The 24,680-nt window shown below is 69.0% G+C and carries 23 protein-coding genes; 20 read left to right on the top strand and 3 right to left on the bottom strand.

Features of this window, described 5'->3' with window-relative positions:
• Positions 1 to 64: 64 nt before the first annotated feature.
• Both ACAM57_RS05630 and ACAM57_RS05625 read left to right on the top strand, forming a co-directional pair.
• Positions 65 to 1,702, top strand: a complete 1,638-nt coding sequence (locus ACAM57_RS05630; RefSeq protein ID WP_369660970.1) for an ATP-binding protein — start codon at positions 65 to 67, stop codon at positions 1,700 to 1,702.
• Positions 1,699 to 2,391 (top strand): response regulator, encoded by a 693-nt coding sequence (locus tag ACAM57_RS05625; RefSeq protein WP_369660969.1) that lies wholly within the window; start codon positions 1,699 to 1,701, stop codon positions 2,389 to 2,391. Before ACAM57_RS05630 ends, ACAM57_RS05625 begins: the two co-directional genes overlap by 4 nt.
• On the opposite strand, the gene ACAM57_RS05620 is transcribed toward ACAM57_RS05625, so the two are convergent.
• Positions 2,388 to 3,227: a helix-turn-helix domain-containing protein gene (locus ACAM57_RS05620; protein ID WP_369660968.1), complete on the bottom strand. Its 840-nt coding sequence runs from the start codon at positions 3,225 to 3,227 to the stop codon at positions 2,388 to 2,390. The two genes, ACAM57_RS05625 and ACAM57_RS05620, sit on opposite strands and share 4 nt — an antisense overlap.
• Before the next feature lie 103 nt (positions 3,228 to 3,330).
• Here ACAM57_RS05620 and ACAM57_RS05615 point away from each other — a divergent pair, with 103 nt between their 5' ends.
• Together ACAM57_RS05615 and ACAM57_RS05610 are read left to right on the top strand one after the other, a co-directional pair.
• The gene (locus ACAM57_RS05615) at positions 3,331 to 4,320 is read left to right on the top strand and encodes a Bug family tripartite tricarboxylate transporter substrate binding protein (protein ID WP_369660967.1); all 990 of its coding nucleotides are present in this window, start codon (positions 3,331 to 3,333) and stop codon (positions 4,318 to 4,320) included.
• 2 nt (positions 4,321 to 4,322) lie between these two features.
• Positions 4,323 to 5,645 (top strand): PhzF family phenazine biosynthesis isomerase, encoded by a 1,323-nt coding sequence (locus ACAM57_RS05610; RefSeq protein WP_369660966.1) that lies wholly within the window; start codon positions 4,323 to 4,325, stop codon positions 5,643 to 5,645.
• 33 nt (positions 5,646 to 5,678) lie between these two features.
• On the opposite strand, the gene ACAM57_RS05605 is transcribed toward ACAM57_RS05610, so the two are convergent.
• The gene (locus tag ACAM57_RS05605) at positions 5,679 to 6,896 is read right to left on the bottom strand and encodes an acyl-CoA dehydrogenase family protein (protein WP_126024968.1); all 1,218 of its coding nucleotides are present in this window, start codon (positions 6,894 to 6,896) and stop codon (positions 5,679 to 5,681) included.
• Between the two features lie 142 nt (positions 6,897 to 7,038).
• Here ACAM57_RS05605 and ACAM57_RS05600 point away from each other — a divergent pair, with 142 nt between their 5' ends.
• The 7 genes from ACAM57_RS05600 (at position 7,039) to ACAM57_RS05570 (ending at position 17,080) form a co-directional block, all read left to right on the top strand.
• A complete protein-coding gene (locus ACAM57_RS05600) occupies positions 7,039 to 8,334 on the top strand; it encodes an NUDIX domain-containing protein (RefSeq protein WP_369660965.1) in 1,296 nt (431 codons plus the stop codon).
• Positions 8,335 to 8,397: 63 nt separating this feature from the next.
• Entirely contained in the window at positions 8,398 to 10,617 is a 2,220-nt protein-coding gene (gene yccS, locus ACAM57_RS05595) for a YccS family putative transporter (protein ID WP_369660964.1), read from the top strand.
• Positions 10,618 to 10,694: 77 nt separating this feature from the next.
• Positions 10,695 to 11,090: a hypothetical protein gene (locus ACAM57_RS05590; RefSeq protein WP_240650806.1), complete on the top strand. Its 396-nt coding sequence runs from the start codon at positions 10,695 to 10,697 to the stop codon at positions 11,088 to 11,090.
• Between the two features lie 195 nt (positions 11,091 to 11,285).
• On the top strand, positions 11,286 to 11,984 hold the full coding sequence (locus ACAM57_RS05585) for a Bax inhibitor-1/YccA family protein (RefSeq protein ID WP_126024971.1): 699 nt from the start codon (positions 11,286 to 11,288) through the stop codon (positions 11,982 to 11,984).
• Between the two features lie 34 nt (positions 11,985 to 12,018).
• The gene (locus ACAM57_RS05580; RefSeq protein WP_369660963.1) at positions 12,019 to 12,561 is read left to right on the top strand and encodes an Rrf2 family transcriptional regulator; all 543 of its coding nucleotides are present in this window, start codon (positions 12,019 to 12,021) and stop codon (positions 12,559 to 12,561) included.
• A gap of 234 nt (positions 12,562 to 12,795) precedes the next feature.
• A complete protein-coding gene (locus tag ACAM57_RS05575) occupies positions 12,796 to 13,935 on the top strand; it encodes an efflux RND transporter periplasmic adaptor subunit (protein ID WP_369660962.1) in 1,140 nt (379 codons plus the stop codon).
• Between the two features lie 16 nt (positions 13,936 to 13,951).
• Positions 13,952 to 17,080 (top strand): efflux RND transporter permease subunit, encoded by a 3,129-nt coding sequence (locus ACAM57_RS05570; protein WP_369660961.1) that lies wholly within the window; start codon positions 13,952 to 13,954, stop codon positions 17,078 to 17,080.
• An 18-nt stretch (positions 17,081 to 17,098) separates the two neighbouring features.
• On the opposite strand, the gene ACAM57_RS05565 is transcribed toward ACAM57_RS05570, so the two are convergent.
• Complete coding sequence (locus tag ACAM57_RS05565; protein ID WP_369660960.1) at positions 17,099 to 18,001, bottom strand: DMT family transporter; 903 nt, start codon at positions 17,999 to 18,001, stop codon at positions 17,099 to 17,101.
• Positions 18,002 to 18,140: 139 nt separating this feature from the next.
• Between ACAM57_RS05565 and ACAM57_RS05560 the strand changes: the two genes are divergently transcribed.
• The 9 genes from ACAM57_RS05560 (at position 18,141) to pilV (ending at position 24,672) form a co-directional block, all read left to right on the top strand.
• Positions 18,141 to 18,584, top strand: coding sequence for an Lrp/AsnC family transcriptional regulator (locus ACAM57_RS05560; RefSeq protein WP_126024976.1), 444 nt, complete (start codon positions 18,141 to 18,143; stop codon positions 18,582 to 18,584).
• Positions 18,585 to 18,739: 155 nt separating this feature from the next.
• Entirely contained in the window at positions 18,740 to 19,531 is a 792-nt protein-coding gene (locus ACAM57_RS05555) for a fumarylacetoacetate hydrolase family protein (RefSeq protein ID WP_126024977.1), read from the top strand.
• 95 nt (positions 19,532 to 19,626) lie between these two features.
• Positions 19,627 to 19,911, top strand: a complete 285-nt coding sequence (locus ACAM57_RS05550) for a hypothetical protein (RefSeq protein WP_126024978.1) — start codon at positions 19,627 to 19,629, stop codon at positions 19,909 to 19,911.
• A gap of 268 nt (positions 19,912 to 20,179) precedes the next feature.
• Positions 20,180 to 22,240: a TonB-dependent siderophore receptor gene (locus ACAM57_RS05545; protein ID WP_369662399.1), complete on the top strand. Its 2,061-nt coding sequence runs from the start codon at positions 20,180 to 20,182 to the stop codon at positions 22,238 to 22,240.
• A gap of 105 nt (positions 22,241 to 22,345) precedes the next feature.
• The gene (locus ACAM57_RS05540; protein ID WP_369660959.1) at positions 22,346 to 22,765 is read left to right on the top strand and encodes a hypothetical protein; all 420 of its coding nucleotides are present in this window, start codon (positions 22,346 to 22,348) and stop codon (positions 22,763 to 22,765) included.
• 42 nt (positions 22,766 to 22,807) lie between these two features.
• Positions 22,808 to 22,936, top strand: coding sequence for a hypothetical protein (locus ACAM57_RS05535; protein WP_369660958.1), 129 nt, complete (start codon positions 22,808 to 22,810; stop codon positions 22,934 to 22,936).
• 181 nt (positions 22,937 to 23,117) lie between these two features.
• Positions 23,118 to 23,591: a type IV pilin protein gene (locus ACAM57_RS05530; protein ID WP_369660957.1), complete on the top strand. Its 474-nt coding sequence runs from the start codon at positions 23,118 to 23,120 to the stop codon at positions 23,589 to 23,591.
• Positions 23,537 to 24,211 carry a GspH/FimT family pseudopilin gene (locus ACAM57_RS05525; RefSeq protein WP_369660956.1) on the top strand — a complete coding sequence of 225 codons (675 nt, stop codon included), beginning with the start codon at positions 23,537 to 23,539 and terminating at the stop codon, positions 24,209 to 24,211. Before ACAM57_RS05530 ends, ACAM57_RS05525 begins: the two co-directional genes overlap by 55 nt.
• A 2-nt stretch (positions 24,212 to 24,213) precedes the next feature.
• Complete coding sequence (gene pilV / locus ACAM57_RS05520) at positions 24,214 to 24,672, top strand: type IV pilus modification protein PilV (RefSeq protein WP_369660955.1); 459 nt, start codon at positions 24,214 to 24,216, stop codon at positions 24,670 to 24,672.
• Positions 24,673 to 24,680 lie beyond the last annotated feature (8 nt).

Below are 24,680 nucleotides of genomic sequence, written 5' to 3'. Positions count from 1 at the left end.
CCTCAGCCCGCCTCCCCTCGCCCGCCATGCATGCCGCAGAATGCGGCACTGCCCCTCCGAGCCCATGCCTCACCTGACCCTTTCCAGAAAGATCTTCCTGGCGCTGGCCGCCTTGTTGATCGTGCTGCTGATCAGCTTCGCGGGCCTTTCGATCATCGCGCTGCAGCGCGGGCTGGGCTCCTACGTGGCCGAGATCGAGATCCGGCGCATGGACTGGCTCTCGCAGATCCTCCTGAAGTACTACGTGGCCAACGGCGACTGGAAGGGCCTGCACGACAACGAAGACGCATGGCGCCGCCTGCAGATGGGCCGGCTGGCCGCCGCGCTCGACAACGGCACCGGCGGCGCCGACGAAAGGCGCCTGCCGCCCTGGTACGAGCACCGCGCCATGCGCGGCAACCCGCCGCCGGAGGGCAATCGCGGCAACCGCGGCAATGCCGGCGACGGCAACAACGAGGACGAGGGCCGCCCGCCTCCACCCCCGCCACCGCCGGAATCCGGCCTGCCGTCGCAGCAGCTCGACCTGGTGCCGCGCCGGCTGCCGACGATGCCGCCGCCGTGGTTCTTCCGCGATCCGCGCGAGATGCCGGACTCCATCTTCCAGCGGCTGGCCCTGCTCGACGCGCATGGCGCGCGCGTGGTGGGCGCCGAGGGCGACCTGGCGAACGCGGCGCGCATACCGATACGGCGCGACCGCAGCGTCATCGGCTACCTGGCGCTGACGCCGGTGCAGGGCCTGGAGAGCGAGGCCGACCGGGCCTTCGTCGCGCGGCAGTCGGGCGTGATCGTGCTCACCGGCCTGTGCGGGCTCGGCTTCGCGCTGGTGCTGTCGTGGCTCCTGGCGCGCCGCTGGTTCAGGCCCATCGACGAACTCACGCAGGCCGCGCAGGACGTGGCGCGCGGCCGGCTCTCCACCCGCGTCGCGGTGCAGGGCTCCGACGAACTGGCGCTGCTGGGCCGCACCTTCAACGACATGGCGCAGCGCCTGGACACGATGGAGGCCTCGCGCCGCGCCTGGCTGGCCGACGCGGCCCACGAACTGCGCACGCCGCTGGCCGCCATGCGCGCGGAAATCGAGGCGCTGCAGGACGGCGTGCGCACCTTCGACGAGCGCACCGCGCTGCGGCTGCACCGGCAGGTGATCCGCCTGGGCCAGCTGGTCGACGACCTGCGCAGCAGCATGCGCGAGCCGCAGAGCGACCTGCTCGCGACCACCGTGTTCCCGCTCTCGCTGCTGAAGGAAGCGCTCGACCACACCCGCGACCGCTTCGACGCGCGCAACATCACGGTGGACCGCCGCGCGGTCGACCGCATCGGCGCCTCCGCGCAGCCCGTGATCGAGGGCGACGCGCACCGGCTGCACCAGGTCTTCATGAACCTGCTGGAGAACGCGCTGGCCTACACCGACGAGGGCGGCGAGCTGCGCATCGACGTCATCGTCGAAGGCGCGTGGACGGGCAACCGCCTCACGCTGGTGTTCGACGACAGCGCGCCGGGCGTGCCCGAGTCCGAGCTGCCGCGCCTGTTCGACCGCCTCTTCCGCGGCGAGAGCTCTCGCAGCCGCGAACACGGCGGCTCCGGGCTCGGCCTTTCCATCTGCCGCGCGACCGTCGAGGCGCACGGCGGCACCATCGACGCGTCGGCGTCGCCACTGGGCGGCCTGCGCCTGACCATCACCCTTCCACTGGCAGCAACGTCATGACACGCATCGTCATCGTCGAAGACGAAACCGACATCGCCTCGGTGGTGCAGGACTACCTGCGCCACGCGGGCTACGACACCGAACTCTTCACCGACGGGCAGAGCGCGCTCGAGAGCATCGTCGCCTCGCCGCCCGGCCTCACGCTGCTGGACATCATGCTGCCGCGGCTCGACGGCATCGAGGTGCTGCGCCGCGCGCGCGAGCACACGGCGCACCCGATCATCATGCTGACCGCGCGCATCGAGGAAGTCGACCGGCTGCTGGGCCTGGAACTGGGTGCCGACGACTACGTGTGCAAGCCCTTCTCGCCGCGCGAGCTGGTGGCGCGGGTGCGCGCCGTGCTGCGCCGCACCGCGCCGGGCCTCGCACAGGGAGCGTCCCCGCAGGGCGACGCGCCGGGACTGGTGCTGGACGACGTGCACTGGCGTGCCTCGCTCGAAGGCACGCCGCTGAACCTCACGCGGCGCGAATTCGGGCTGCTGCAGGTGCTCTCGCGGCACCCGGGGCGCATCTTCTCGCGCGCCCGCCTGCTCGAACTGGCCTACGACGACACGGTGGACGTGACCGAACGCGCCATCGACAGCCACGTGAAGAACCTGCGCCGCAAGCTCGGCGTGGTGACGCCGGAGCACGACTGGATACGGTCGGTGTACGGCGTCGGTTTCGCCTGGGAAGCGCCGGCGGGCTAGCTCCCGTTGTCGACGAGGCTCGAGGCGCGGATCTGCGTCGCGCTCTTCGCCCAGGTCTTCTCCAGCATCCGGGACAGGTACGAGCCCGACTCCCAGCCCACCTGCAGCGCAATGGAAAGCACCGAATCCCGCGTGTTCCTCAGCAGATATTCCGCGCGCTCCAGCCGCCTGCGCTGCAGGTAGGCCAGCGGCGATACGCCGTACTTCGCGCGGAAGACGCGCTCCACCTGGCGACGCGAAAGGCGGTGCTGCTGCGCGAAGGCTTCGAGCGAGAGCGGCTGCGACAGGTCGGCATCGATGGCCTCCGCCAGCAGCTCGGCCACCAGCAGCGCCGATGAAGGATCGCCGTCGGACAGCGGATTGCCGCCGAGACGCGCAGCCTCCATGACGAGCGCGCCGCACAGCGCGTAGTTCTCGGCGGTGCCTGCTTTCGCCGACTCGAACATCCGCTGCGACAGCGCACGCAGCGCCGTGCTGCCCGCGCGCATGCCCTGCGGCGGCGCCGAGACGCCCTGTGCCTGCAGCGCGGTCGCCCACAGCGCAGGGTCCACATAGACCGCGATGTGCGTCTGCCCCGCAGTGAGCGTGGTCGTCGAATGCGCGCTGCCGGCAGCGAACCAGAGGAAGTGCCCGGGGCCCAGGGTCTGCGCGCCGCCCTGCGCATCGCCCACGCTGAAGCGTCCCGCCAGGGGCACGAAGAGCATGTCGCAATCGTGCACGTGGGTGTCGGTGGCGTAGCGCTCGCGGGCGTTCGCGACCATGGTGGCGTGGTGCGACAGCCGCTCGACGAACAGCGACTGGCGCGGCGCCGGTATCCGGGTGTTCGTCAGGTGCATGGGCACTCCTTGTCGCAATTGAACTCGTGCATGTCGCAATCGGCCGCGCGCGTTCGCGCACGCTCAACAGAATCGGGAAACACCACTTCCGCAAGCAAGAAACATGAAACCCCAAGCACTGCGCCGCCGCGCGCTCCTCGGGCTGGCAGCCGCCGGCATCCTGTACGGCCCCGCCGCCTCGTGGTCTGCCCCCGAGGCGGGTTATCCGGCCAAGCCGGTCACGATCATCGTACCCTTCCCCGCCGGCGGCGGCACGGACGTGATCTTCCGCTCTGTGCAGCAGCGGCTGCAGGCTGCCCTCGGCGTGTCGGTGATCATCGACAACCGCTCGGGCGCGGGCGGCACCGTGGGCACGGGCTTCGGCGCCAAGGCGAACCCCGACGGCTACACGCTGGTGGCCGCCACCACCTCGACCATCGCCTCCGCCGACGCGGTGTACCCCAAGCTGCCCTACGACCCGGTCAAGGACCTGGTGCCGATCGGCACCATCGGCACCACGCCCTTCGTGCTGGTGGTGACGCCTTCGCTGGCGGCGCGCGACGTGAAGGGCTTCATCGACTACGCCAAGGCCCATCCGCAGGCGCTCAACTACGGCAGCATCGGCAACGGCAGCCTGAGCCATCTCGCGGGCGAACTCTTCAAGCAGCGCACTGGCATCGAGATGACCCACGTGCCCTACCGCGGCGCGGCGCCCGCGCAGGCCGACCTGATGGCCGGGCAGATCCAGGCACTGTTCGACAACCCGCCTTCGCTGCTGGCGCAGGTGCGCGGCGGCCGCATGCGGGCACTGGCGATCAGCGAATCCTCGTCCGGCTTCGAGGGGCTGCCGACCTTCGAGCAGGCCGGCATCAAGGGCTTCAAGCCGCAGCTCTGGTATGGACTGATGGCGCCGGCGGCCACGCCACAGCCGGTAGTACAGCGCCTGCGCACAGCCCTCGAGGCCGCCATGCGCGACTCTGCCCTGCGCGCCGACATGCAGTCCAAGGGCGTGACGCCGTGGACCGTGCCGCCCGACGCATTCCAGGCGCAGATCCGCAGCGACATCCAGCTCTGGGGCGGCATCGCGCGCTCGGTGAACGCGAAGGCGGAGTGACGATGGCGACGATTCCTTTCCCCAGCGTTCACGACATCCGCGTCTTCGTGGGGGCCGACCCGAAGGCCGGTGGCAATCCCGCGCCGGTCTGGCTCGATGCCGATGTGCTTTCCGCCGCGCAGATGCAGGAATACACACGGCGCAGCGGGCACGAATCGGTCTTCGTACTCAAGCCGGAAACGCCCGCGCACGCCCTGCGCATGCGCTACTTCGTGCCGAACCACGAGATGGAGATGTGCGGCCACGCCACCGTCGGTGCGCTGTGGTTGCTGCACCGGCGCGGCGAATGGGACGGCTCGCCGGTCGCCATCCAGACGCGGAGCGGCACCGTGACGGGCCGGCGCGTCGACGGCACGGTGCAGATCAGCCAGCCGCGCGCGGTGGTGGAGGAAGTGACGCAGCAGGCTCTGCTCGACGAGATCGCGCAGTGCCTGGGCATCGATGCGGCGCGCATCGTGGGGCCGGTGCTCAATGCCGCGACCAGTCGCGTGAAGACGCTGGTGCGGCTGGCGGACATGGAGCAGCTGCATGGCCTGCGCGTGGACTTCGCGCGCGTCGAGTCGCTGTGCGAGCGGCTGGGCTCCACGGGGCTCTATCCGTACGCGATGTCGGCGCATGAGGCCGGCACGGTCAGCGCGCGGCAGTTTCCGAAGTCGTCCGGCTACCCGGAAGATGCGGCCACCGGCATCGCCGCGGCGGCACTCGCGTGGGGCCTGCGCCGCCTGGGCCTGGTCGGCAACGGGGCTTTGACGGTGACGGTGCGACAGGGCGAGGCCATGGGCTCGCCATCCGCCATCCATGTCGGCCTGCCTTCGGAAGCGGCCGCGCGGGAAGGCTGTCGCGTCGGCGGCGAGTGCGTCGGGGAGCCGTCGGAGGATCTGCGTCTGGACGTGCTCTGTCCGCCGGAAGCGGCACGCGCCAGCCCCTCGGGCTCCTATGCCACCTTCTCGAAGGTAGGCAATCTGTGGCATTCCAGCGGAGTGGTCGGACGCGAGAACGGCGAGGTCATCGCCGGGCCGCTGCGGAGCGCGGACGACATGGCGCATGGGCAGCGTGCGGCAGTGGCCGCAGTTGGCGCGCTGCTGCGCGCGGCGCGCGAGGAACTGGGCAGCCTCGCGCGCGTCGCTCGCATCGTCGCACTGACCGGATATCTCCAGACCGGCAGCGATTTCGCGGAACACGCGAAGGTGATGGACGCTGCCTCGGAGCTGCTGCGGCAGGTCTTTCCGGAGGCGCCGCTGCCGGCCCGCACCACGGTCGGCGTCGCGTCGCTGCCGCGCGGTGGCGCCTCCGAGGTGTCGATGACGCTGGAAGTGCGCGGCTGAGCGGCGCGGCCGCCTCCCTGCTTCCGCTCCTTCCTACTGGTACGCCGCCAGTTCCTGCTTCGCAATCGCGTTGCGATGCACCTCGTCGGGGCCGTCGGCCACGCGCAGGTGCCGCTCATACGCGTAGAAGTGCGTGAGCAGCGTGTCCTGGCTCAGGCCCATGGCGCCGAAGGCCTGCATGGCCCAGTCGACCACCTTCACGCAGTTGTTGGGCGTGAGCACCTTGATCATCGCGATCTCCTTGGCGGCGACCTTGTTGCCCACGGTGTCCATGCGGTAGGCGGCGTTGAGCACCATCCAGCGCGACTGCTCGATGAGCATGCGCGACTCGGCGATGCGCTCGCGCCACACGCCCTGCTCCGACAGCGGCTTGTGGAAGGCGGTGCGCGACACGAGGCGCTGGCACATCATCTCCAGCGCGGCCTCGGCCATGCCGATGGCGCGCATGCAGTGGTGGATGCGGCCGGGGCCAAGGCGGCCTTGCGCGATCTCGAAGCCGCGGCCCTCGCCGAGCAGGATGTTCTCGACCGGCACGCGCACGTTCTCGAACACGATCTCGGGGTGGCCGAAGGGCGGGTCGTACACGCCGAGCAGCGCCATGTCGCGCACGATGGTCACGCCGGGCGTGTTCTTCGGCACGAGGATCATCGACTGCTGCCTGTGGCGGTCGGCGTTGTCGGGGTCGGTCTTGCCCATGAGCACGAAGATCTCGCAGCGCTCGTTCATCGCGCCGGTGATGTACCACTTGCGGCCGTTGATGACGTACTCGTCGCCCTCGCGGCGGATGCTGCAGCGGATGTTGGTGGCGTCGCTGGAGGCCACCTCGGGCTCGGTCATCGCAAAGGAGGAGCGGATCTCGCCGGCCAGCAGCGGCTTGAGCCAGCGCTCCTGCTGCGCCTTGGTGCCGTAGCGCGCCAGCACTTCCATGTTGCCGGTGTCGGGGGCGGAGCAGTTGAAGATCTCGGAGGACCAGTAGCGCCGGCCCATGATCTCGCACAGCGGCGCGTACTCGACGTTGCTCAGGCCGGGGCCGTGCTCCGACTCGGGCAGGAAGAGGTTCCACAGTCCGCGCTCGCGCGCCTTGGCCTTGAGGCCGGCCATCATCGGCAGCTCGGCGTACGGCCGGCCGGCGCGGGCGTTGGCGGCGAGTTCCTCCTCGTGGCGCTTCTCGTTGGGATAGACGTACTCGTCCATGAACCTGAGCAGTTCCTCGCGCAGCGCGATCACCCGGGGCGTGAATTCGAAATGCATGGTGCGTCCTTCAGCAAGAGTCGGTGTTGTGCATGTGCGCCTTGAAGGTACGTTGCGCGCGGCGTTTCGCACGGTCTTCCGGGTGACAGCGCGGGGCCGGTGCTGTCACCTTGGCAGCACCGGCCGGCGCGACAATGGGTGCATGACAGCCAGCCCCACGCACGACACGCCCCCCTCCGCACAGCCACGCCCCGTGCGCATGGCGGCCACCCTCATCGTGCTGCGCGACGCAAGTGCCGGCCTGGAAGTGCTGATGCTGCGGCGTGCCGAGAAGGCCAACGACCAGAACAGCGGCGCGAGCGTGTTCCCGGGCGGTGTGATCGACGCGCACGACCGCGGCCTGCACGGCTGCTGCAGCGGCCTCGACGACCGGGCCGCGAGCGAACGGCTCGAAGTGCCCGAAGGCGGCCTCGACTACTACGCAGCGGCGATCCGCGAATGCTTCGAGGAAGCCGGGCTTCTGTTCGCGACCGATTCCACCGGACAACTGGTGACGCTCGACGGCCTGCCTCCAAGCCAGCTCGCCGAGATGCGCCATGCGGCGGAGCAAGGCACCGACGCGCTGCTGTCACTGTGCGCGCGGCACGGCTGGCAGCTCGCAGCCGACCGGCTCGCGTACTTCTCGCACTGGCTCACGCCGCCGGGCATGCCGCGCCGCTTCGACACCCGCTTCTTTCTCGCGGCCATGCCCGAGGCGCAGAGCGTGCAGCCCGACGGACGCGAGACGGTCGAGCACATGTGGCTGCGTCCCGCCGATGCCGTGGACCCGGCGCGCGGGCTCAAGCTGATGAACGTGACGCGCCGCATCCTGCTGGAACTCGCGCGGTTCAAAAGCGTGGGCGAGCTCATGGCGCATGCGCGCGGCCTGAAGCACATTCCTCGCGCGATGCCGCGGCTGGCGGACGGTCCGAAGGGACGGCGGCCGGTGAACATGGAGGAGCCTTCGTACGAGGAAGTCGGCTTTGTCGATCCCGATGGCGAAGGCGGCGGCCGCTACGCGCACGAGGCCGGACTGGCGATGCGGCTTTCTGCGCGGGTGCTGCGGGTGACAGGAGAAGCCGGCGACGGATCGGGCACGCTGGTGCACAGCTACTTCGTGGGAACGGCGGGCGGCGATTGCGCCTTGATCGACGCATCGCCCGCGGGCCCCGCGCATGCCGAGGCGCTTGCCTCCGCCGCGCCGGGACGCGTGCGATGGCTCCTGTCGACGCGGGCGGCTTCCGATGCAGGCACCGTGGTACTGGCGCCGGGCGAGCAGATCAGCGTCGGCGATGCGACGCTGCGCGTGCTGCCGGACGATGGCGATGCGCAGTCGCGCCGGTTCCTGCTGGTCGAGGAAGGCATGCTGTTCGCGGGCACTTCCGATGCGCCCACGGCCGACGACGAACAAGTGCGGTGGATCGCGCCGCGCCACGGATTCCTGCGCAGCCGGCGCTGACCACCCCGCAGCGCCTCATCCCGCCACATGGCCGTGGCATGCATCGTGCAAGATCGGCCCATCATGCTTCCCCTGTCTCCCGACGCGCTGCGCCAGCGGCTGCGGTCTTTCGCCTCTCGCGCGCAGCCCGTGCGCATCCTTCTCACCCTCGGCAGCCTCATGGCGGGCTGCGCCTGGAGCGGCCACGCCGATGCGGTGATCCCCCTCTTCCTCGGTGCCATCGCCAGCGCGCTCGCCGAGACCGACGACAGCTGGCGCGGCAGGCTGCGTGCGCAGGTGGTCACGCTGGCCTGCTTCGCGGCCATCGCGTTCGCGGTGGAGGCCGCCTTCGGCATGCCGCTGCTGTTCATCGCCGGGCTCGCGCTCGCGGCCTTCTGGCTCACCATGCTCGGCGCCGTGGAGGCGCGCTACAAGGCGATCGCGTACGCGACGCTGATCCTCGCGATGTACGCCACGCTGGGCATCGAGAACATGGGCGCGCACGGCGTGGCGCATCACGGCCGCGAGCCCCTGCTGCTGGTGGCGGGCGCCGCCTGGTACGGCGTGTTCTCGGTACTGTGGTGCGCGGCCTTTCCGGCGCAGCCGGTGCAGGCGCGACTGGTGACGCTGTTCACGGTGCTGGGCAACTACGTGCGCTACAAGGCGTCGCTCTTCGAGCCGCTGCGCGGCATCGACATCGAGCGCAAGCGGCTCGCGCTCGCGCAGCTCAATGCCGAGGTGGTGACGGAGCTCAACGCGGCCAAGGAAAGCATCTTCCGCCGCATCGGCGCGCGGGCGCCGACCGGACGCATCTCGCGCTACCGGGGGCTGTACCTGATCGCGCAGGACGTGCACGAGCGCGCCAGCTCGTCGCACGACGACTACAACGCACTGGCCGATGCCTTCTTCCACAGCGACCTGCTCTACCGCTGCCAGCGCGTGCTGGGCCTGCAGGGGCTGGCCTGCCAGCGGCTGGCCGATTCGATCGCGCGGCGCGAGCCCTTCGAGGTGGGAACGGAAACCGTGCAGGCTCTGGCCGATCTGCGCAGCGCCATCGAGCACGAACGCGCGCGGGCCGGCACACCCGAGCGGCTGGTGCTGCTGGCCTCGGTGGAGGCGCTGGCGCGCAATCTCGCGCTGCTCGACGGCCAGCTCGCGGGGGCCAGCCAGCCTTCGGCGCGCGCGGGCCGCACGGAGATGGGTTTGTTCGACCGCTCGCCACGCTCCTGGCGCGACGCGGTGGAGCGGGTGCGGCGGCAGCTCACGGTGCGCTCGCCGCTCTTCAGGCACGCGCTGCGGCTGTCTATCGCGCTGGTGGCGGGCTACGGGGTGATGCATGCCATCCATCCGGCGCAGGGCTACTGGATCCTGCTGACCACGCTCTTCGTCTGCCAGCAGACGTATGGCGACACCATCGCGCGCATGGGGCAGCGCATTGCCGGCACCGCCCTCGGCGTGGTGGCGGGCTGGGCGCTGCTGCAGCTCTTTCCGCAGCCGCTGGTGCAGTCGGTGCTCGCGGTGATCGCCGGCGTGCTGTTCTTTGCGACCCGCGCCACGCGCTACCTGCTGGCCACCGCATCGATGACGCTGCTGGTGCTGATGTGCTTCAACCAGGTCGGCGACAGCGGCGTGCTGCTGGTGCCGCGGCTGGTCGACACGGCCATCGGCAGCGCCATCGCCGGGCTGGCGGTGCTGCTGGTGCTGCCTCACTGGCAGGCCCGCCGCATCAACGAGCTCGCGGCGGCCGCCATGCGCGGCCACGCGGGCTACCTGCGGCAGATCGTCGGCCAGTACCGCACCGGCGCGCGCGACCACCTCGACTACCGGCTGGCGCGGCGCAACGACCACAACGCGGATGCGGCGCTGTCCACCGCCGTGTCGGACATGTTCCGCGAGCCGGGCTACGTGAGGCCGCGCGCGGGGGTGGCGCTGCGCTTCCTGATCCGCTCGCACACGCTGCTGAGCTACCTGTCGGCGCTGGGCGCCCACCGCTCGGCGCTGCCCGATTCGGCCCAGATGGCGGTGCTGCATGCCTCGGCCGAGGGGGCGATCGCGGCGCTGGAGGCGCTGGCGACCGGGCTGGAAAAGGGCGTGGTGGATGCAACAGGCGGCACGGAAGATGAAGCCGCAGCGCGGGCCGCGCTGGCACAGGCCGCAGCCGAAGGCGGGGAAAGCGGCGACCCGCAGGCGCGAACTTTCCATACCGAACTCGGTCTGATCTGGCTGCAGATAGACGCCCTGCGCACCCACGCAAGCGAATGGCTGCAGCCCGAAGGCGGTGATACGACGACCGCGCCAGCCTGAGGAACATCCATGCGATCCGGTCGGTTGAAACCGCCGCTGCGAAGAAAGGCCCGGCGCGGCAGGTAAAATACCCCTACATGTCCCGCTGGTTTGCCGCTACCGTTCTTGCCATCATGTTGTCCTGCTACGGCTTCGCCGTGCTTGCGCACAACATGCTCGGTGCCGGCCATTCGCATGCCGAACCACAGGCGGCACAGGCGACCCAGACGCTGATCGTCAGCGTCGCCTTCTCAGACATCTCCGATCTCTCCGAAGCCAGGAAGCCGGCAGGCGATGCCGACAAGGCATCGGACGACGCCCTCTCCATCGATGAAGCCGGCTCTGAACACGCCGAGCTGGTCGATGCACGCAACGGCGCGCCCGCGCTGCTGCGCTTCACGGAACAGCCGCCGAAACTCGGCCTGACCACCATCGTCTCGCCGTTCCTGGCGCGACCCAAGCGGCCACCCCGCGCCGCGTCCCTCGTCGCCTAGGCCCAAAAGCCTTCGCGACCGGGAGCCGCCATGGCTCCCGCTCCCCTGTTGTGACCAGGGCCGGCCGCCATCGGGCGGCACCCGCATCGCAACCGCCGCTACCTGATCTCTCTCATTCACGGCCCTGTGCCCCTTTGCGCGCGCCATCCATTGCGCGCACCCGGCGCCGGTCCAGCTTCAAGGAATCAACACAGAATGAACAACAGCCCTACCACCTATCACGACGGCATCGAGCTGCCGATCGCCTCGCCGCAGGAGCGCAACCGCGTCCTGCGCAACACCTACTGGCTGCTCGCGCTGTCGATGCTGCCGACCGTGCTCGGCGCCTGGATCGGCGTCTCCACCGGCTTCTCGCGCGCCATGTCGCCGGGCATCGGCCTGATGGTCTTCCTCGGCGGCGCCTTCGGCTTCATGTACGCCATCGAGAAGACGAAGGAGTCGGCCGCCGGCGTGCCGGTGCTGCTGGCCTTCACCTTCTTCATGGGCCTGATGCTGTCGCGCCTGGTCGGCACCGTGCTCGGCCTGGCCAATGGCGCCAGCCTGGTGATGACGGCCTTCGCCGGCACCGGCGCGATCTTCTTCGGCATGGCCACGCTGTCGTCGGTCATCAAGCGCGACCTGTCGGCCATGGGCAAGTGGCTCTTCATCGGCGCCATCCTGCTGCTGGTGGCGGGCATCGCCAACTTCTTCATCAAGTCGAGCGCTCTGATGATGACGCTGTCGGTCCTGGCCATCGGCATCTTCTCGGCCTTCATCCTGCACGACCTCAAGCGCGTGAAGGACGGCCTGGAGACCAACTACATCTCCGCCACGCTGGGTGTGTATCTCAGCATCTACAACGTCTTCCAGTCGCTGCTGGCCCTGCTGGGCATCGCCGGCGGCCGGGACGAGTGATTCCCCACGAAGGAAGAAAAGGAAGGAACATCCCATGCGTCTCACCACCAAAGGCCGCTTCGCGGTCACCGCGATGATCGACATCGCCCTTCATGGGCGTTCGGGCCCCGTCACGCTGGCTTCGATCAGCCTGCGCCAGCGCGTGTCGCTGTCGTACCTGGAGCTGCTGTTCGGCAAGCTGCGCCGCGCCAGCCTGGTCGAATCGACCCGCGGCCCGGGCGGCGGGTACTCGCTCAGCCGCAAGGCGGCCGAGATTTCCGTGGCCGACATCGTCCTCTCGATCGAGGACCACGACGCCGAAACCACCCGCCAGCGCGATGTCGACGCGCCGGGCGAGGCCGGCCGCTGCGAGATCGACGAACTCTGGGCCACCGTGAATCTGCGGGCGGTCGAGTTCCTCAAGTCGATCTCGCTGCAGAGCCTGGTCGACGAGCAGAAGGCCAAGGGTGTGCAGGCGGCGGTTCGCAGCGAAGTGCGGCGTTCGCCCAGCGGCCAGCCCGCCACGCGCAAGCCCTTCGTCGTCGACGCGCCGAACTCGGTGTTCGCGCTGGGACGGCGACAGCAAAGCGCCAGCTAGCTCCGAGCCAGCCAGCCCGCCCGGCCCATGCGGCAGGGCCTGCCGCCACGGATCGACGTGGCGGCGGGCTCTCGCCCGCATGGGCTTTTTTCGTTGGCTTCCCCAAGGAAGCCTCAGGAACCCTTCATGTTGCGACGCAACACGGCAGGCAGAATGCACCACAACAGTGCAAATCAACACAGACGCGCGACCCGGGCGATCCCGGCTCGCGCCGCAGCGCGTTTCCGGACGGCCATGACTTTCAATCTTCTGCTTCTACCCCTCTCCCTGCTCGTGCTCGCCGCGTGCGGCGCCCGGCAGGCCCCTCAAACCGAGACCGCGCCGCCCGAAGTCGGCGTGATGGCGATGCACGCGGGCGATGTGCCCGTGCACACCGAGCTTTCGGGCCGCACGGCCGCGTTCCGCGTGTCCGAGGTGCGCCCGCAGGTCAACGGCATCGTGCGCAAGCGCCTGTTCGAGGAAGGCAGCATGGTCCGCGCGGGCCAGGTGCTGTACGAGATCGAGCCCGGCCCCTTCGAAGCGGCGCACGAGCAGGCGCAGGCCGCGCTCGCGACCGCGCAGGCCGGTATCGCGAGCCTGCGCGGCAAGGCCGAGCGATTCGGCGAACTGGTGAAGGCCAATGCCGTGAGCAGGCAGGAGCACGAGGAGGCGCAGGCCGCGCTCGTGCAGGCGCAGGCCGGCGTGAAGGCCGCGCAGGCTGCCCTGAAGGCGGCGCGCATCAACCTCGAATTCACGCGCATCGAGGCGCCCATCTCGGGCCGCATCGGCCGCTCCAGCGTGACCGAGGGCGCGCTGGTGGCGCCGGGCCAGGCCACGGCGCTGGCGACGATCCAGCGCATCGACCCGATCTATGTCGACGTGGTGCAGTCCAGCCTCGAACTCACGCGGCTCAAGCGCCGCTTCATCTCGGGCGACATGGCGCCTGCGAGCACGCGCGTGAGCCTGCGCATGGAAGACGGCCTGCCCTACCCGCACGCCGGCACCCTGAAGTTCACGGAAGTGGCGGTCGACGCCGCGACCGGCTCGGTCACGCTGCGCGCGGAGTTTCCGAACCCGCAGGGGCTGCTGCTGCCCGGCATGTACGTGCGCGCGCAGGTCGAGGCCGGCGTCGAACGGCAGGCCGTGCTCGCGCCGCAGCGCGGCGTGGCGCGCAGCGACAAGGGCGAGCCGACCGCACTGGTGGTGGGCAAGGACGACAAGGTCGAACTGCGCGCGCTCGAAGTGCGCGGCGCCTCGGGCGACCAGTGGATCGTGACCGGCGGCCTGCGCGAAGGCGACCGGCTCGTGGTCGACGGCCTGCAGCGCGCGCACCCGGGCGACAAGGTGAAGCCGGTGCCGGTATCGGCGGCGCCGACGCCCGCCTCGGCCGACTGAAGAAAAGACGACACCCGTGATAGCCAACTTCTTCATCCAGCGGCCCGTGTTCGCATGGGTCATCGCCATCCTGATCATGCTGGCCGGCGGCGTGGCCATCCGCACGCTGCCGGTCTCGCAGTACCCGGACATCGCGCCGCCCACCGTCGTGGTCTCGGCCAACTACCCCGGCGCCTCGGCGCAGGCGGTGGAAAGCAGTGTCACGCAGGTGCTGGAGCAGCAGCTCAAGGGCATCGACGGCCTGCTGTACTTCAAGTCGACGAGCAGCTCGGCCGGCTGGGCCGAGATCGCCGTCACCTTCCGCCAGGGCATCGACCCCGACACCGCCCAGGTGCAGGTGCAGAACAAGGTCAGCCAGGCCACCAGCCGCCTGCCGCAGGCGGTGCAGCAGCAGGGTGTGACGGTTGCGAAGTCGCAGAACAACTTCCTGCTGATCGTCGCGCTCTACGACCAGACCGACCGCCGCACCGACACCGACGTGGCCGACTGGATGGCGAGCAACCTGCGCGATCCCATCAGCCGCGTCGACGGCGTGGGCTCGGTGCAGGCCTTCGGCGCTTCGTACGCGATGCGCATCTGGCTCGATCCGCACCGGCTCGCGAGCTACCAGCTGATGCCCTCTGACGTGACCGCCGCCATCACCGCGCAGAACACGCAGGTGTCGGTCGGCGAGATCGGCGCGCGGCCCTCGCCCGCGAAGCAGCAGCTCACCGCCACCGTGACGGCCCTGTCACGGCTGCAGACGCCGGAGCAGTTCCGCGACATCGTGCTGAAGACGCAGGCCGACGGCGCGGTGGTGCGCCTGGGCGACGTGGCGCGCGTGGAGATGGGCAGCGAGTCGTATGCCGAGACCACGCGCCTGAACGGCCACCCCGCCGCCGGCGCCGCGGTCATGCTGGCGCCCGGCGCCAACGCGCTGACCACCGCCAGCGCGGTGAAGGCTCGCATCGCCGAGATGGAGCCCTCGCTGCCCGCCGGCCTGCGCGTGGCCTACGCCGAGGACACGACGCGCTTCGTGAAGATTTCGATCAGGTCGGTCATCAAGACGCTGCTGGAGGCCATCGCGCTGGTGGTGGTCGTCATGTACCTGTTCCTGCAGAACTGGCGCGCCACGGTCATCCCGGCCATCACCGTGCCGGTGGTGCTGCTGGGCACCTTCGGCGTGCTCGCGGCCTTCGGCTATTCGATCAACGTGCTCACCCTCTTCGGCATGGTGCTCGCCATCGGCCTGCTGGTGGACGACGCCATCGTGGTGGTGGAGAACGTCGAGCGCGTGATGCACGAGGAAGGGCTGGACCCGAAGGCCGCCACCATCAAGTCGATGCAGGAAATCACCGGCGCGCTGGTGGGTATCGCGGTGGTGGTTTCGGCGGTGTTCCTGCCGATGGCCTTCTTCGGCGGCTCCGTGGGCGTGATCTACCGGCAGTTCTCGGTGACCATCATCGCGTCGATGGCGCTGTCGGTGGTGGTGGCCATCGTGCTGATCCCTGCGCTGTGCGCGCGCTTCCTGCGTGCGAGCGATGCGCCGCGCACGCGCGGTTTTCTGGGCGCCTTCAACCGCCGCTTCGACGCCGCGCAGGGCCGCTACATGGGCCTGCTGGGCCGCATCCTGCGCAAGCCGCTGCGCTTCGCGGCCGTGTACGCGGCCATCGTGGCCGGCATGGGCCTGCTGTACCTCGGCCTGCCCAGCGGCTTCCTGCCCGAGGAAGACCAGGGCAGCGTGATGGTGCAGCTCACGCTGCCGGCGGGCTCCACCATTGGCCGCACCGATGCGGTGAACCGCATGGTCGAGAAGCACTTCCTCGAAACCGAGAAGGACACGACCGACACCATCTTCACGCTCTCGGGCTGGAGCTATGGCGGCTCGGGGCAGAACATGGGCATGGCCTTCGTTTCGCTCAAGGACTGGTCCGAGCGCGGCCATGCCGACCAGCGCGCCCAGGCCATCGTCGAGCGTGCCGGCACGGCGCTGGGCAGGCAGCAGCGCGACGCCGAGGTCTACGGCATGGTGCCGCCGCCCATCGAGGGGCTGGGGCAGTCGAACGGCTTCGAGTTCTGGCTGCAGGACACCTCCGGCATGGGCGCGCAGAAGCTGGTGCAGGCGCGCGAGTCATTGCTGCGCGACGCGGGCAAGGACACGCGGCTGCAATCGGTGCGCGCCAACAGCGTGGCCGGCACGCCGCAGTTGCAGATCGACATCGACCAGCTCAAGGCCTCGGCCCTGCGGCTGTCGCTGGACGACGTGAACACCACGCTGGGCATCGCCTGGGGCGGCAGCTACGTCAACGACTTCATCGACCGCGGCCGCGTCAAGCGCGTGTACGTGCAGGCCGACGCCCCCTACCGCTCCGACCCGGACGACATCCGGCAGTGGTTCGTGCGCGGCGCCACCGGCGCGATGACGCCGTTCTCGGCCTTCGCGACCACGCGCTGGTCGCAGGGCGCGCCGCAGCTGGAACGCTACAACGGCCTGCCGGCGGTGCAGATCCAGGGCGCGGCCGCGCACGGCACGAGCTCGGGCACGGCGATGGCCGCGGTGGAAAGCATCGCGAAGAAGCAGCGCGGCACCGGCCATGCGTGGAGCGGGCTCTCGTACCAGGAGCGGCTCTCGGGCGGACAGGCGCCGCTGCTGTTCGCGCTGTCGATCCTCGTGGTGTTCCTGTGCCTGGCGGCGCTGTACGAGAGCTGGTCGGTGCCGTTCTCGGTGATGCTGGTGATTCCGCTGGGCGTACTCGGCGCGGTGATCGCGGCGGCGCTGCGAGGCCTGTCGAACGACATCTACTTCCAGGTCGGCTTGCTCGCGACCATCGGGCTGTCGGCGAAGAACGCGATCCTCATCATCGAGTTCGCCGAAGCCGCGCTGCGCCGGGGCATACCGCTGCTCGACGCGGTGGCCGAAGGCGCGCGCCTGCGGCTGCGGCCGATCCTGATGACCTCGCTGGCCTTCCTGGCCGGCGTGGTGCCGCTGGCGCTGGCCTCCGGCGCGGGCTCGGCCAGCCAGATCGCCATCGGCACCGGCGTGTTCGGCGGTGTGCTGGCCGCGACGGCGCTCGGGATCTTCTTCGTGCCGCTGTTCTATCTGCTGGTGAAGCGGGCTGCGGGCAGGTTCTTCAGGCGCAGCAGCGGGGTCGCGGCAACGCCTTGAGCGAAGCCAGGAGGCTTCTCAGCTCTTTCCGGTGGCCGGCGCCTGCCTCGGCAGCCCCGGCAAAGTCCATCCGAAGGTCATGCCCGCCGCCGAGACCAGGATGGCTGCCGCGCCCACCAGTTGCAGCATGCCCAGCCGCTGGCCGAAGACGACATGGTCGACGCCGATCGCGACCAGCGGATAGATGAACGACAGCGCCCCCGCCACCGGCGTCGACAGCTTCTGCAGCGCGCCGTACAGCAGCACGAACACCAGCCCCGTGTAGACAACGCCCATCGTCAGGTGCACGCCCCAGGTGGCCGCGTCGGTGGGCAGCGCCTTCAGGTTCGCGAAGGGGGCGAGCATCACGATGCCCACGCACACCTGTATCAGCGCGATGAGGTGCGGCGCGATGCCGTCGAGCTTCTTCGCGACGAAGGCGGCCACCGCGTAGCAGAAGGCCGCACCCAGCGCCATGAGCACCCCGATGAAATACGTGGAACCATCGGCGCCGCCGCCCGGCTTGGCCTGCGCCACCAGCACCACGCCGGCGAACGCGATGCACAGCCAGATCGCCTTCATCGCGGTGAGCCGCTCCGACAGCAGCAACGCACCCAGCGCCACCAGCATGAAGGGCTGCGTGTTGTAGACCGCGGTGGCGATCGAGATCGATGCGCGCGAGAAGGACGCGAAGATCAGCACCCAGTTGACCACCAGGGCCACGCCACCGAATGCGGCCAGCGCGAACTTGCGCGGCGCGAGGCCCCCCTGGAGCAGACCCAGCGCAAGGCACACGACCAGCAGCGTCACCGCGCCGAACACGCAGCGCCAGAACAGCAGGTCGAACAGGGGCTGGTCGAAGCGCACCACGAACCAGCCGATGGTTCCCGAGATCGCCATGGCCGCGCTCATCTCGAGCGCGCCGCGAAGCTGGGTCTGCATGTCCGTCCGTTGTCGCGGCTGTTCAGGGGAAACAAGAGTGCCATGGATCGTGCCGCATGGATATGCTGCGAAGAAGGCGAAATCCACTGACGGCCTTCGAAAAGAAGGCATCCATGCCATTACACCGGAGAACAGAAAAATGCTCGACGCAACCGACGAAGCCATCGTGCTGGCCCTCTCGGGCAATGCGCGCATGTCGCTGAAGGAACTGGCCCGTCACGTGGGGCTGTCGTCGCCCAGCGTGTCGGAGCGGCTGCGCCGGCTCGAGGAGCGCGACGTGATCCGCGGCTACACGCTCGAGCTGAACCCGAAGGCGCTGGGCTACCAGTTCCAGGCCATCGTGCGCATCCGGCCGCTGCCGGGGCAGCTGAAGGCAGTGCAGGAGCTGATCGCGGGCACGCCCGAGTTCTGCGAGTGCGACAAGGTCACGGGAGAAGACTGCTTCGTCGCGCGGCTCCATCTGCAGTCGCTCGAGCAGCTAGACGGCATCCTCGACCGCATCGCGGCCAGGGCGGAGACCAACACCTCCATCGTGAAGGCCCAGACGATCCCGAGGCGGCTGCCTCCCTTCGCGGCACGGTGAGGCGCCGCAGCCGATCGGCGGCGCCTTCCGATGGGTTATGTCCTGTTTTTGCATAGATGCGCACCATCGCCACGCGATGCGCCCTTCCAGAATCGATCGGCCGTGAGAGGCACGGCGCACGACGTCCATCCACAAGACCAAGGAGACACATGCCCATGATCACTTCCCGCCGCGGCCTGCTGGCCGGCTCCGCCGCCATGGCCACCGGTGCCATCGCCGGCTGTGCACTGCCCGCCGGGGCCGGCCGCTCGGCCGCCACGCCGTTCGACGTCGCATCATCGACCATTCCGATCGTCGGCAGCGACCAGGTCTTCCCGGTGCGGCGCATCTACTGCATCGGCCGAAACTACGAGGCGCACGCGCGCGAGATGGGCTCGGACCCGAGCCGCGAGCCGCCCTTCTTCTTCCAGAAGCCGGCCGATGCGATCCAGGTGGTGACGCCGGGCGTGGTGGCCGACCATCCCTACCCCACGCTCACGAAGAACTACCACTACGAGGTCGAGCTGGTGGTGGCGCTGGGCAAGGGCGGACGCAACATCGCGACGAGCGAGGCGCTCGACCACGTGTACGGCTACTCGCTGGGCCTGGACATGACACGCCGCGACCTGCAGCGCGAGATGGGCGACCAGAAGAAGCCCTGGGAGATCGGCAAGAGCTTCGACCACTCGGCGCCCGTCGGGCCGATCCACCCGGTGGCGAAGGTCGGGCACTTCAGCGACGGCGCGATCTGGCTCAAGGTGAACGGACAGACGAAGCAGAACGCCACGCTCAGGCACATGATCTGGTCGGTGGCCGAGCAGATCAGCCGGCTGTCGCAGGCCTTCGAGCTGAAGCCGGGCGACATCATCTACTCGGGCACGCCGGAGAACGTCGGGCCGGTGGTGCGCGGCGACCTGATCCAGATCCACATCGACCGGCTGCCGGAGCTGTCGGTGAGGATCGTCTGAGGAAGACGCCAAGGGTGCCGGGGGCTGGGCCGGGGCACCATTTTTTCTACGAGATTGGTGTCGATCATCGGGGCTCACGCAAACACCGAGCCACCATGTCCCAGCAACAGCAGCAGACCCCGCAAGCCACCTACATCGACGACCTGCACGCCCCGCAGGTGTTCGCGGACGAAGTCTCGGGCTACTGGGTCAACGCGGGCTGCGTGCACATCACCTTCGACGCCAGCCGCGTGGACCACAGCTCCGACCGGTGCCCGGTACACCGGGCCGCGGTGCTGCGCGTGACGCTGCCGATACCCATCGCGCAGGTGCTGGCGGTCAGCCTCTACGACTTCCTGAAGCAGCGCGGGCTGGCGCCCTCGCCGGGCAACGGGCACTGAGCGGCGGACAACGGACAGGAGGTCAAACCGTACTCGCCGAAGGGGCAAGATCCAATATTCCTGCCAGATTCATCGCGAAAATGAGATTCATTCTTATCTACAGAGTGAGTCAACGTTGAACCCCGGACGCAAGAAATCCGCCGCCGCAGCCTCGGTCCTTTCCTTTCCCTCCTCCCTATCTCCTTCTTCTCCCTCCCCGGTTTCATTCCGGCGCAGCCCGTTCGGCCCGCCCGCGCGCGCCACGCTGCTGGTGCTGTGGGCCGCCACAATGGTCGGGCGCACGCACGCGCAGGAGGCGGCTGCCTCCGCCTCGCTGCCGACGGTGACCGTCACGGCCGAATCGCAGGACGGCACGCAGCAGCATCTGGGTGCCAAGGTGAGCAGCGGCGCGCTCGGTGCGCGCTCGCAGCTGGAAACGCCTTTCTCCACCAGCGTGGTCCGAGGCGAGGACATGGCCGAGCGCCAGGTGTCGAAGCTCGGTGACGTGTTCGCGCTCGACGCGTCAGTATCGGACAACAGCGGCGCCTACAGCGCCTGGGCCAGCTACATCACGGTGCGCGGCCTGCCGCTGGACTGGCAGAACGGCTACCGCATCAACGGCCAGCCTTTCCTCAGCTACGCCATCACCTTGCCCTACGAACACTTCGAGCAGATCGAGTTGCTCAAGGGCTCGTCGGGCTTCATGTACGGCTTCGGCGCGCCGGGCGGCATCGTCAACTACGTGACGAAGAAGCCGACAGACCAGCCGGTGCGCAGCATCGAGGTCGGCTACAAGACCGCGGGCATCTGGAGCGAGCACGTCGACCTGGGCGGGCGCTTCGGCACCGACAACCGCTTCGGGTACCGGCTCAACGCCACGCACGAGGAAGGCAAGACCTACAACGACGGCAACGTGCGCCGCAACTCGGTGTCGCTCGGCCTCGACGCGAAGCTCACCGACAAGCTCACCTGGACCTTCGACTCGCTCTACCAGAAGCGCAACACCTCCGGCCAGACGCCCTCGATCTACCTCGGCAGCTACACCGGCACGCAGCTGCCCTCCACCATCAGCGCCAGCGACCAACGCCTGGTGGGCCCGGGCCAGCACCTGAATACCGACTTCAGGCTCTATTCGACCGGCCTGCAGTACCAGCTCGCGCCCGACTGGACATTGAGCACCAGCTACAGCCACAGCAGCGCCACCCGCAGCCGCAACGAAGGCATCGCCTACCTGCAGGACGCCGGCGGCGGCTATGACGACTACCGCTCCGACAGCGCCGAGGGCCACCGCTTCAACCAGTGGCAGGCGACGGTCAACGGCAAGCTGCGCACCGGCGACTTCGAGCACCGGATCACGCTGGGCACCTCGTGGCAGAAGCAGGCCAACTACTACAGCAGCAACGCCGTCTACCAACTGATCGGCACCGGCAGCATCTTCGGCCAGAACACCAACAGCTACGCCACCTCCACCGACTTCAGGACCTACCGCAACAGCGACATCACGCAACGCGCGCTGTTCGCGAGCGACACGCTGAAGCTGTCCGACAGGTGGTCGGTGCTGGCCGGCCTGCGCAGCACCACCTACGAGCAGATCGGCTACGACACCACCGGCGCGCAGAACTCCAGCTACCGCAAGAGCGGCGTGATCACGCCCACGCTCGCGCTGATGTACAAGCCCGCGCCCGACACCACGCTCTACACCAGCTATGTCGAATCGCTGGAGCCCGGCAGCACGGTAAGCACCATGTACGCCAACAACGGCCAGCTGCTCAATCCGCTGAAGAGCAAGCAGTACGAACTGGGCGTGAAGACCGAGCACGACCGCTGGAGCGCCACGGCCGCGCTGTTCCGCATCGAGCGCGGCGCCGAGTACGCCAACAGCTCCAACGTGCTGGTGCAGGACGGCCAGTCGATCTACCAGGGCCTGGAAGTCGGCGCCTCCACCTGGCTGGGTTCGCAGTGGCAGATCGGCGGCAACCTGATGCTGCTCGACAGCTCGTACGAGCGCGGCAGCAGCTACATCGGCAACCGCGTGGCGGGCGCGCCCAAGCTGGTGGCGACCGCGCAGGTGTCGTACCTCGTGCCGCAGGTGCCGGGCCTGAAGCTCTCGGCCGACATGAAGTACACGGGCAACACCATGCTCAACGCATCGAACCAGCTGAACCTGCCGGGCTATACCGTCGCCAACATCGGCGCGAGCTACACGACGCGCATCGCGGGCCACAGCACGACCTTCCGCGCCGCGATCAACAACGTGACGAACCGCCGCTACTGGGAATACCAGTACGACAACTACATCAAGCCCGGCGATCCGCGCACCTTCAGCCTGAGCGCCAAGCTCGACTTCTAGTGCGCAGGATGGCCGCAGCGCAGCGCGGCGCGGCGCGGCGCGGCGCGGCGCGGCGCGGCGCGGCCATCCAATTTTTCTCCCCCTTTGAAATTCACGATACGGGTCATGAATAGTCCCCGGTATCGCAACCCACACAGCGCCTCGCGCGAGTCCCTCGCGGCACTGCGCGCCTTCCGCCTCGACGGCCTGCCGGCATTGGCGCATGCGCAGGGCTTCCCTCCGGAGTTCACCATGCGGGCCCGATGGGACGGCAGGACGCAGTCTTCCTCCATTGCCACGGCGCGTTCCCGCAGGTCCTCCTGGCTGCCGCGCATCGCGGGCCTGCTGGCCTTCGGTGCGCTGGCCTTCGGCATCTTCTTGGCCGGCAGCGACACCTGCACGCGGCGCGAACCTGCCGCGGGCGGCAGCTACAGCCGATCGACCCTCGCACCGATCACCGCGAGCGACACCGCAAGCACGAGCCCGCGCGCCGGCAGCTGCAAGCGCAGCCCAGGCGGCTTCGGGCAATCGAAGACGGCCCCCTGAGGCACATCGGCCGCGGCGACGCAGCGCCGGGCCAGGAACGCGATGCGCGGGCCGCCCGAGAACTGGAACATCGCGAGCGGCGCGGGGCCGCAGACGGCAAGCGCGATCCGGGTGCGCCAGCCCTACAGCCTCAAGGACAGCAGTTTCATTTTCATCGATCACTTCCCCTGAACAGCGGCTCATCCGGCACAGCAGGAATGCTCGGCCACAAAGTCGGAGAAACCTCGGATCGCATGCGCGCTCGCGCGCACACAAACCCCAACGCATCAGCCAGATTTCTCCCAATTTGCGTGTTCGACTCGGCGTCCAGGAAGTTTCCGAATGCTTCCGGAACACGAGGAGAAGAACCACCATGACGCGGCTGCAGAAGAAGCCTCGAGAGGAGCGCCGTGCGCGGGCGCGCGGCTTCACATTGATCGAGGTGATGGTCACCGTGGCGATCGTGGCGATCCTGGCGGCCATCGCCCTGCCCTCCTACACGGACTACGTCCGGCGTGGTCGCATCCCGGAGGCGACTTCCAATCTCTCCGCCGGCAACGCAAAGATGGAGCAATGGTTCCAGGATGCCAAGAGCTACTACGCCACCAGTTCCACCAGCGCATGCGGCGTGACCATCCCGAACACCAACCTGAAGTACTTCACGCTCACCTGCACGCCAAGTTCGTCCACGAGCTACACCATCACCGCCACCGGCACGTCTTCCATGGCCGGATTCGTCTACACCATCGACCAGGACGGCACGCGCACGTCCACCATCACCGGCGTATCGGGATGGACCGCGTCCTCGTCGAGCTGCTGGATCACCAACAAGGGCGGGAGCTGCTGATGCGCAGGCGGTCGCCTTCGACGCCAGGATTCGGTTTGATCGAGTTGATGGTGGGCATCACGATCCTGGCAGTGCTGACCATGCTGGCCGCGCCCTGGTTCGGCGACTGGACGCGCAACACCCGCCTGCGCAGCGCGGCCGAGTCGCTGCGCTCCGATCTGCAGATGGCCAGGGCGGAAGCCATTCGCCGCAACACCGGCACGCGCCTGCAGTTCGTCAGCTCGCTGGACGCCGGCTGTGCGCTGAGCACCAGTGTCGCGCTCTGGGTGACGAACGCCGGCCTCTCGCAGACGCCCGCCGGCGCTTGCGGCAACGCGCCGAGCGCGACGACGGCGCCCTACCTGATCGGAAAGAGCCCGGTCGAGCCCAGCAAGAGTTCGGACCTCGTGCTCACCGCAACCCGCAGCACAGTGGGCTTCGACGCGCTGGGCCGCCAGTCCGCCACGACCAACCCGACCACATCCGTCATCGCGCTGACGGTGCAGCTGACCAGCGCCAGCGGCACCTGCGTCGCCTCCGGTGGCTCGGTGCGCTGCCTGAACGTGATCGTCTCGCCCGGTGGCGATGCCCGCATCTGCGACCCCTCGCGCAGCAGCAGCACCGACCCCATGACCTGCTGACCATGCCCCGCCAACACTCTTCCTCATCCGCCACCGGCGGCTTCACCCTCATCGAGGCAATGGCCGCATTGCTCATCTTCGCGATCGGCCTGCTCGGCATCACGGGCCTCTATGCCAGCACGGCACGCACCGCGACGGGTGCCGAGTTCCGCACGACCGCCGCGATGCTCGCCAGCGACCTGATCGGCCGCATGTGGATGAGCGACCGCACTGCCGCCACCCTCCAGGCCAGCTACGGGAGCACGGCTGCCGGTACGGGCTACACGAGCTGGAAGGCGGCCGTCGACAAGTCGAACCTGCCGGGCGTCAGCAGCCTGCCGCCGACCGTCACCTTCAGCACGGTCGCCGGCGGCGGCAGTTCCGCCGTCAGCAGCAGCCTGGCCACCATCACCATCTACTGGAAGGGCCCGGGCGACAGCAGCGCGCACCAGTACGTGGCCATGGCCCAGATGAAGCCGTGAGAAGCTCC

It is taken from the genome of Variovorax sp. V15 (assembly GCF_041154425.1).
GTDB lineage: Bacteria > Pseudomonadota > Gammaproteobacteria > Burkholderiales > Burkholderiaceae_C > Variovorax > Variovorax guangxiensis.
This window is presented reverse-complemented; position numbering and strand designations above follow the sequence as displayed.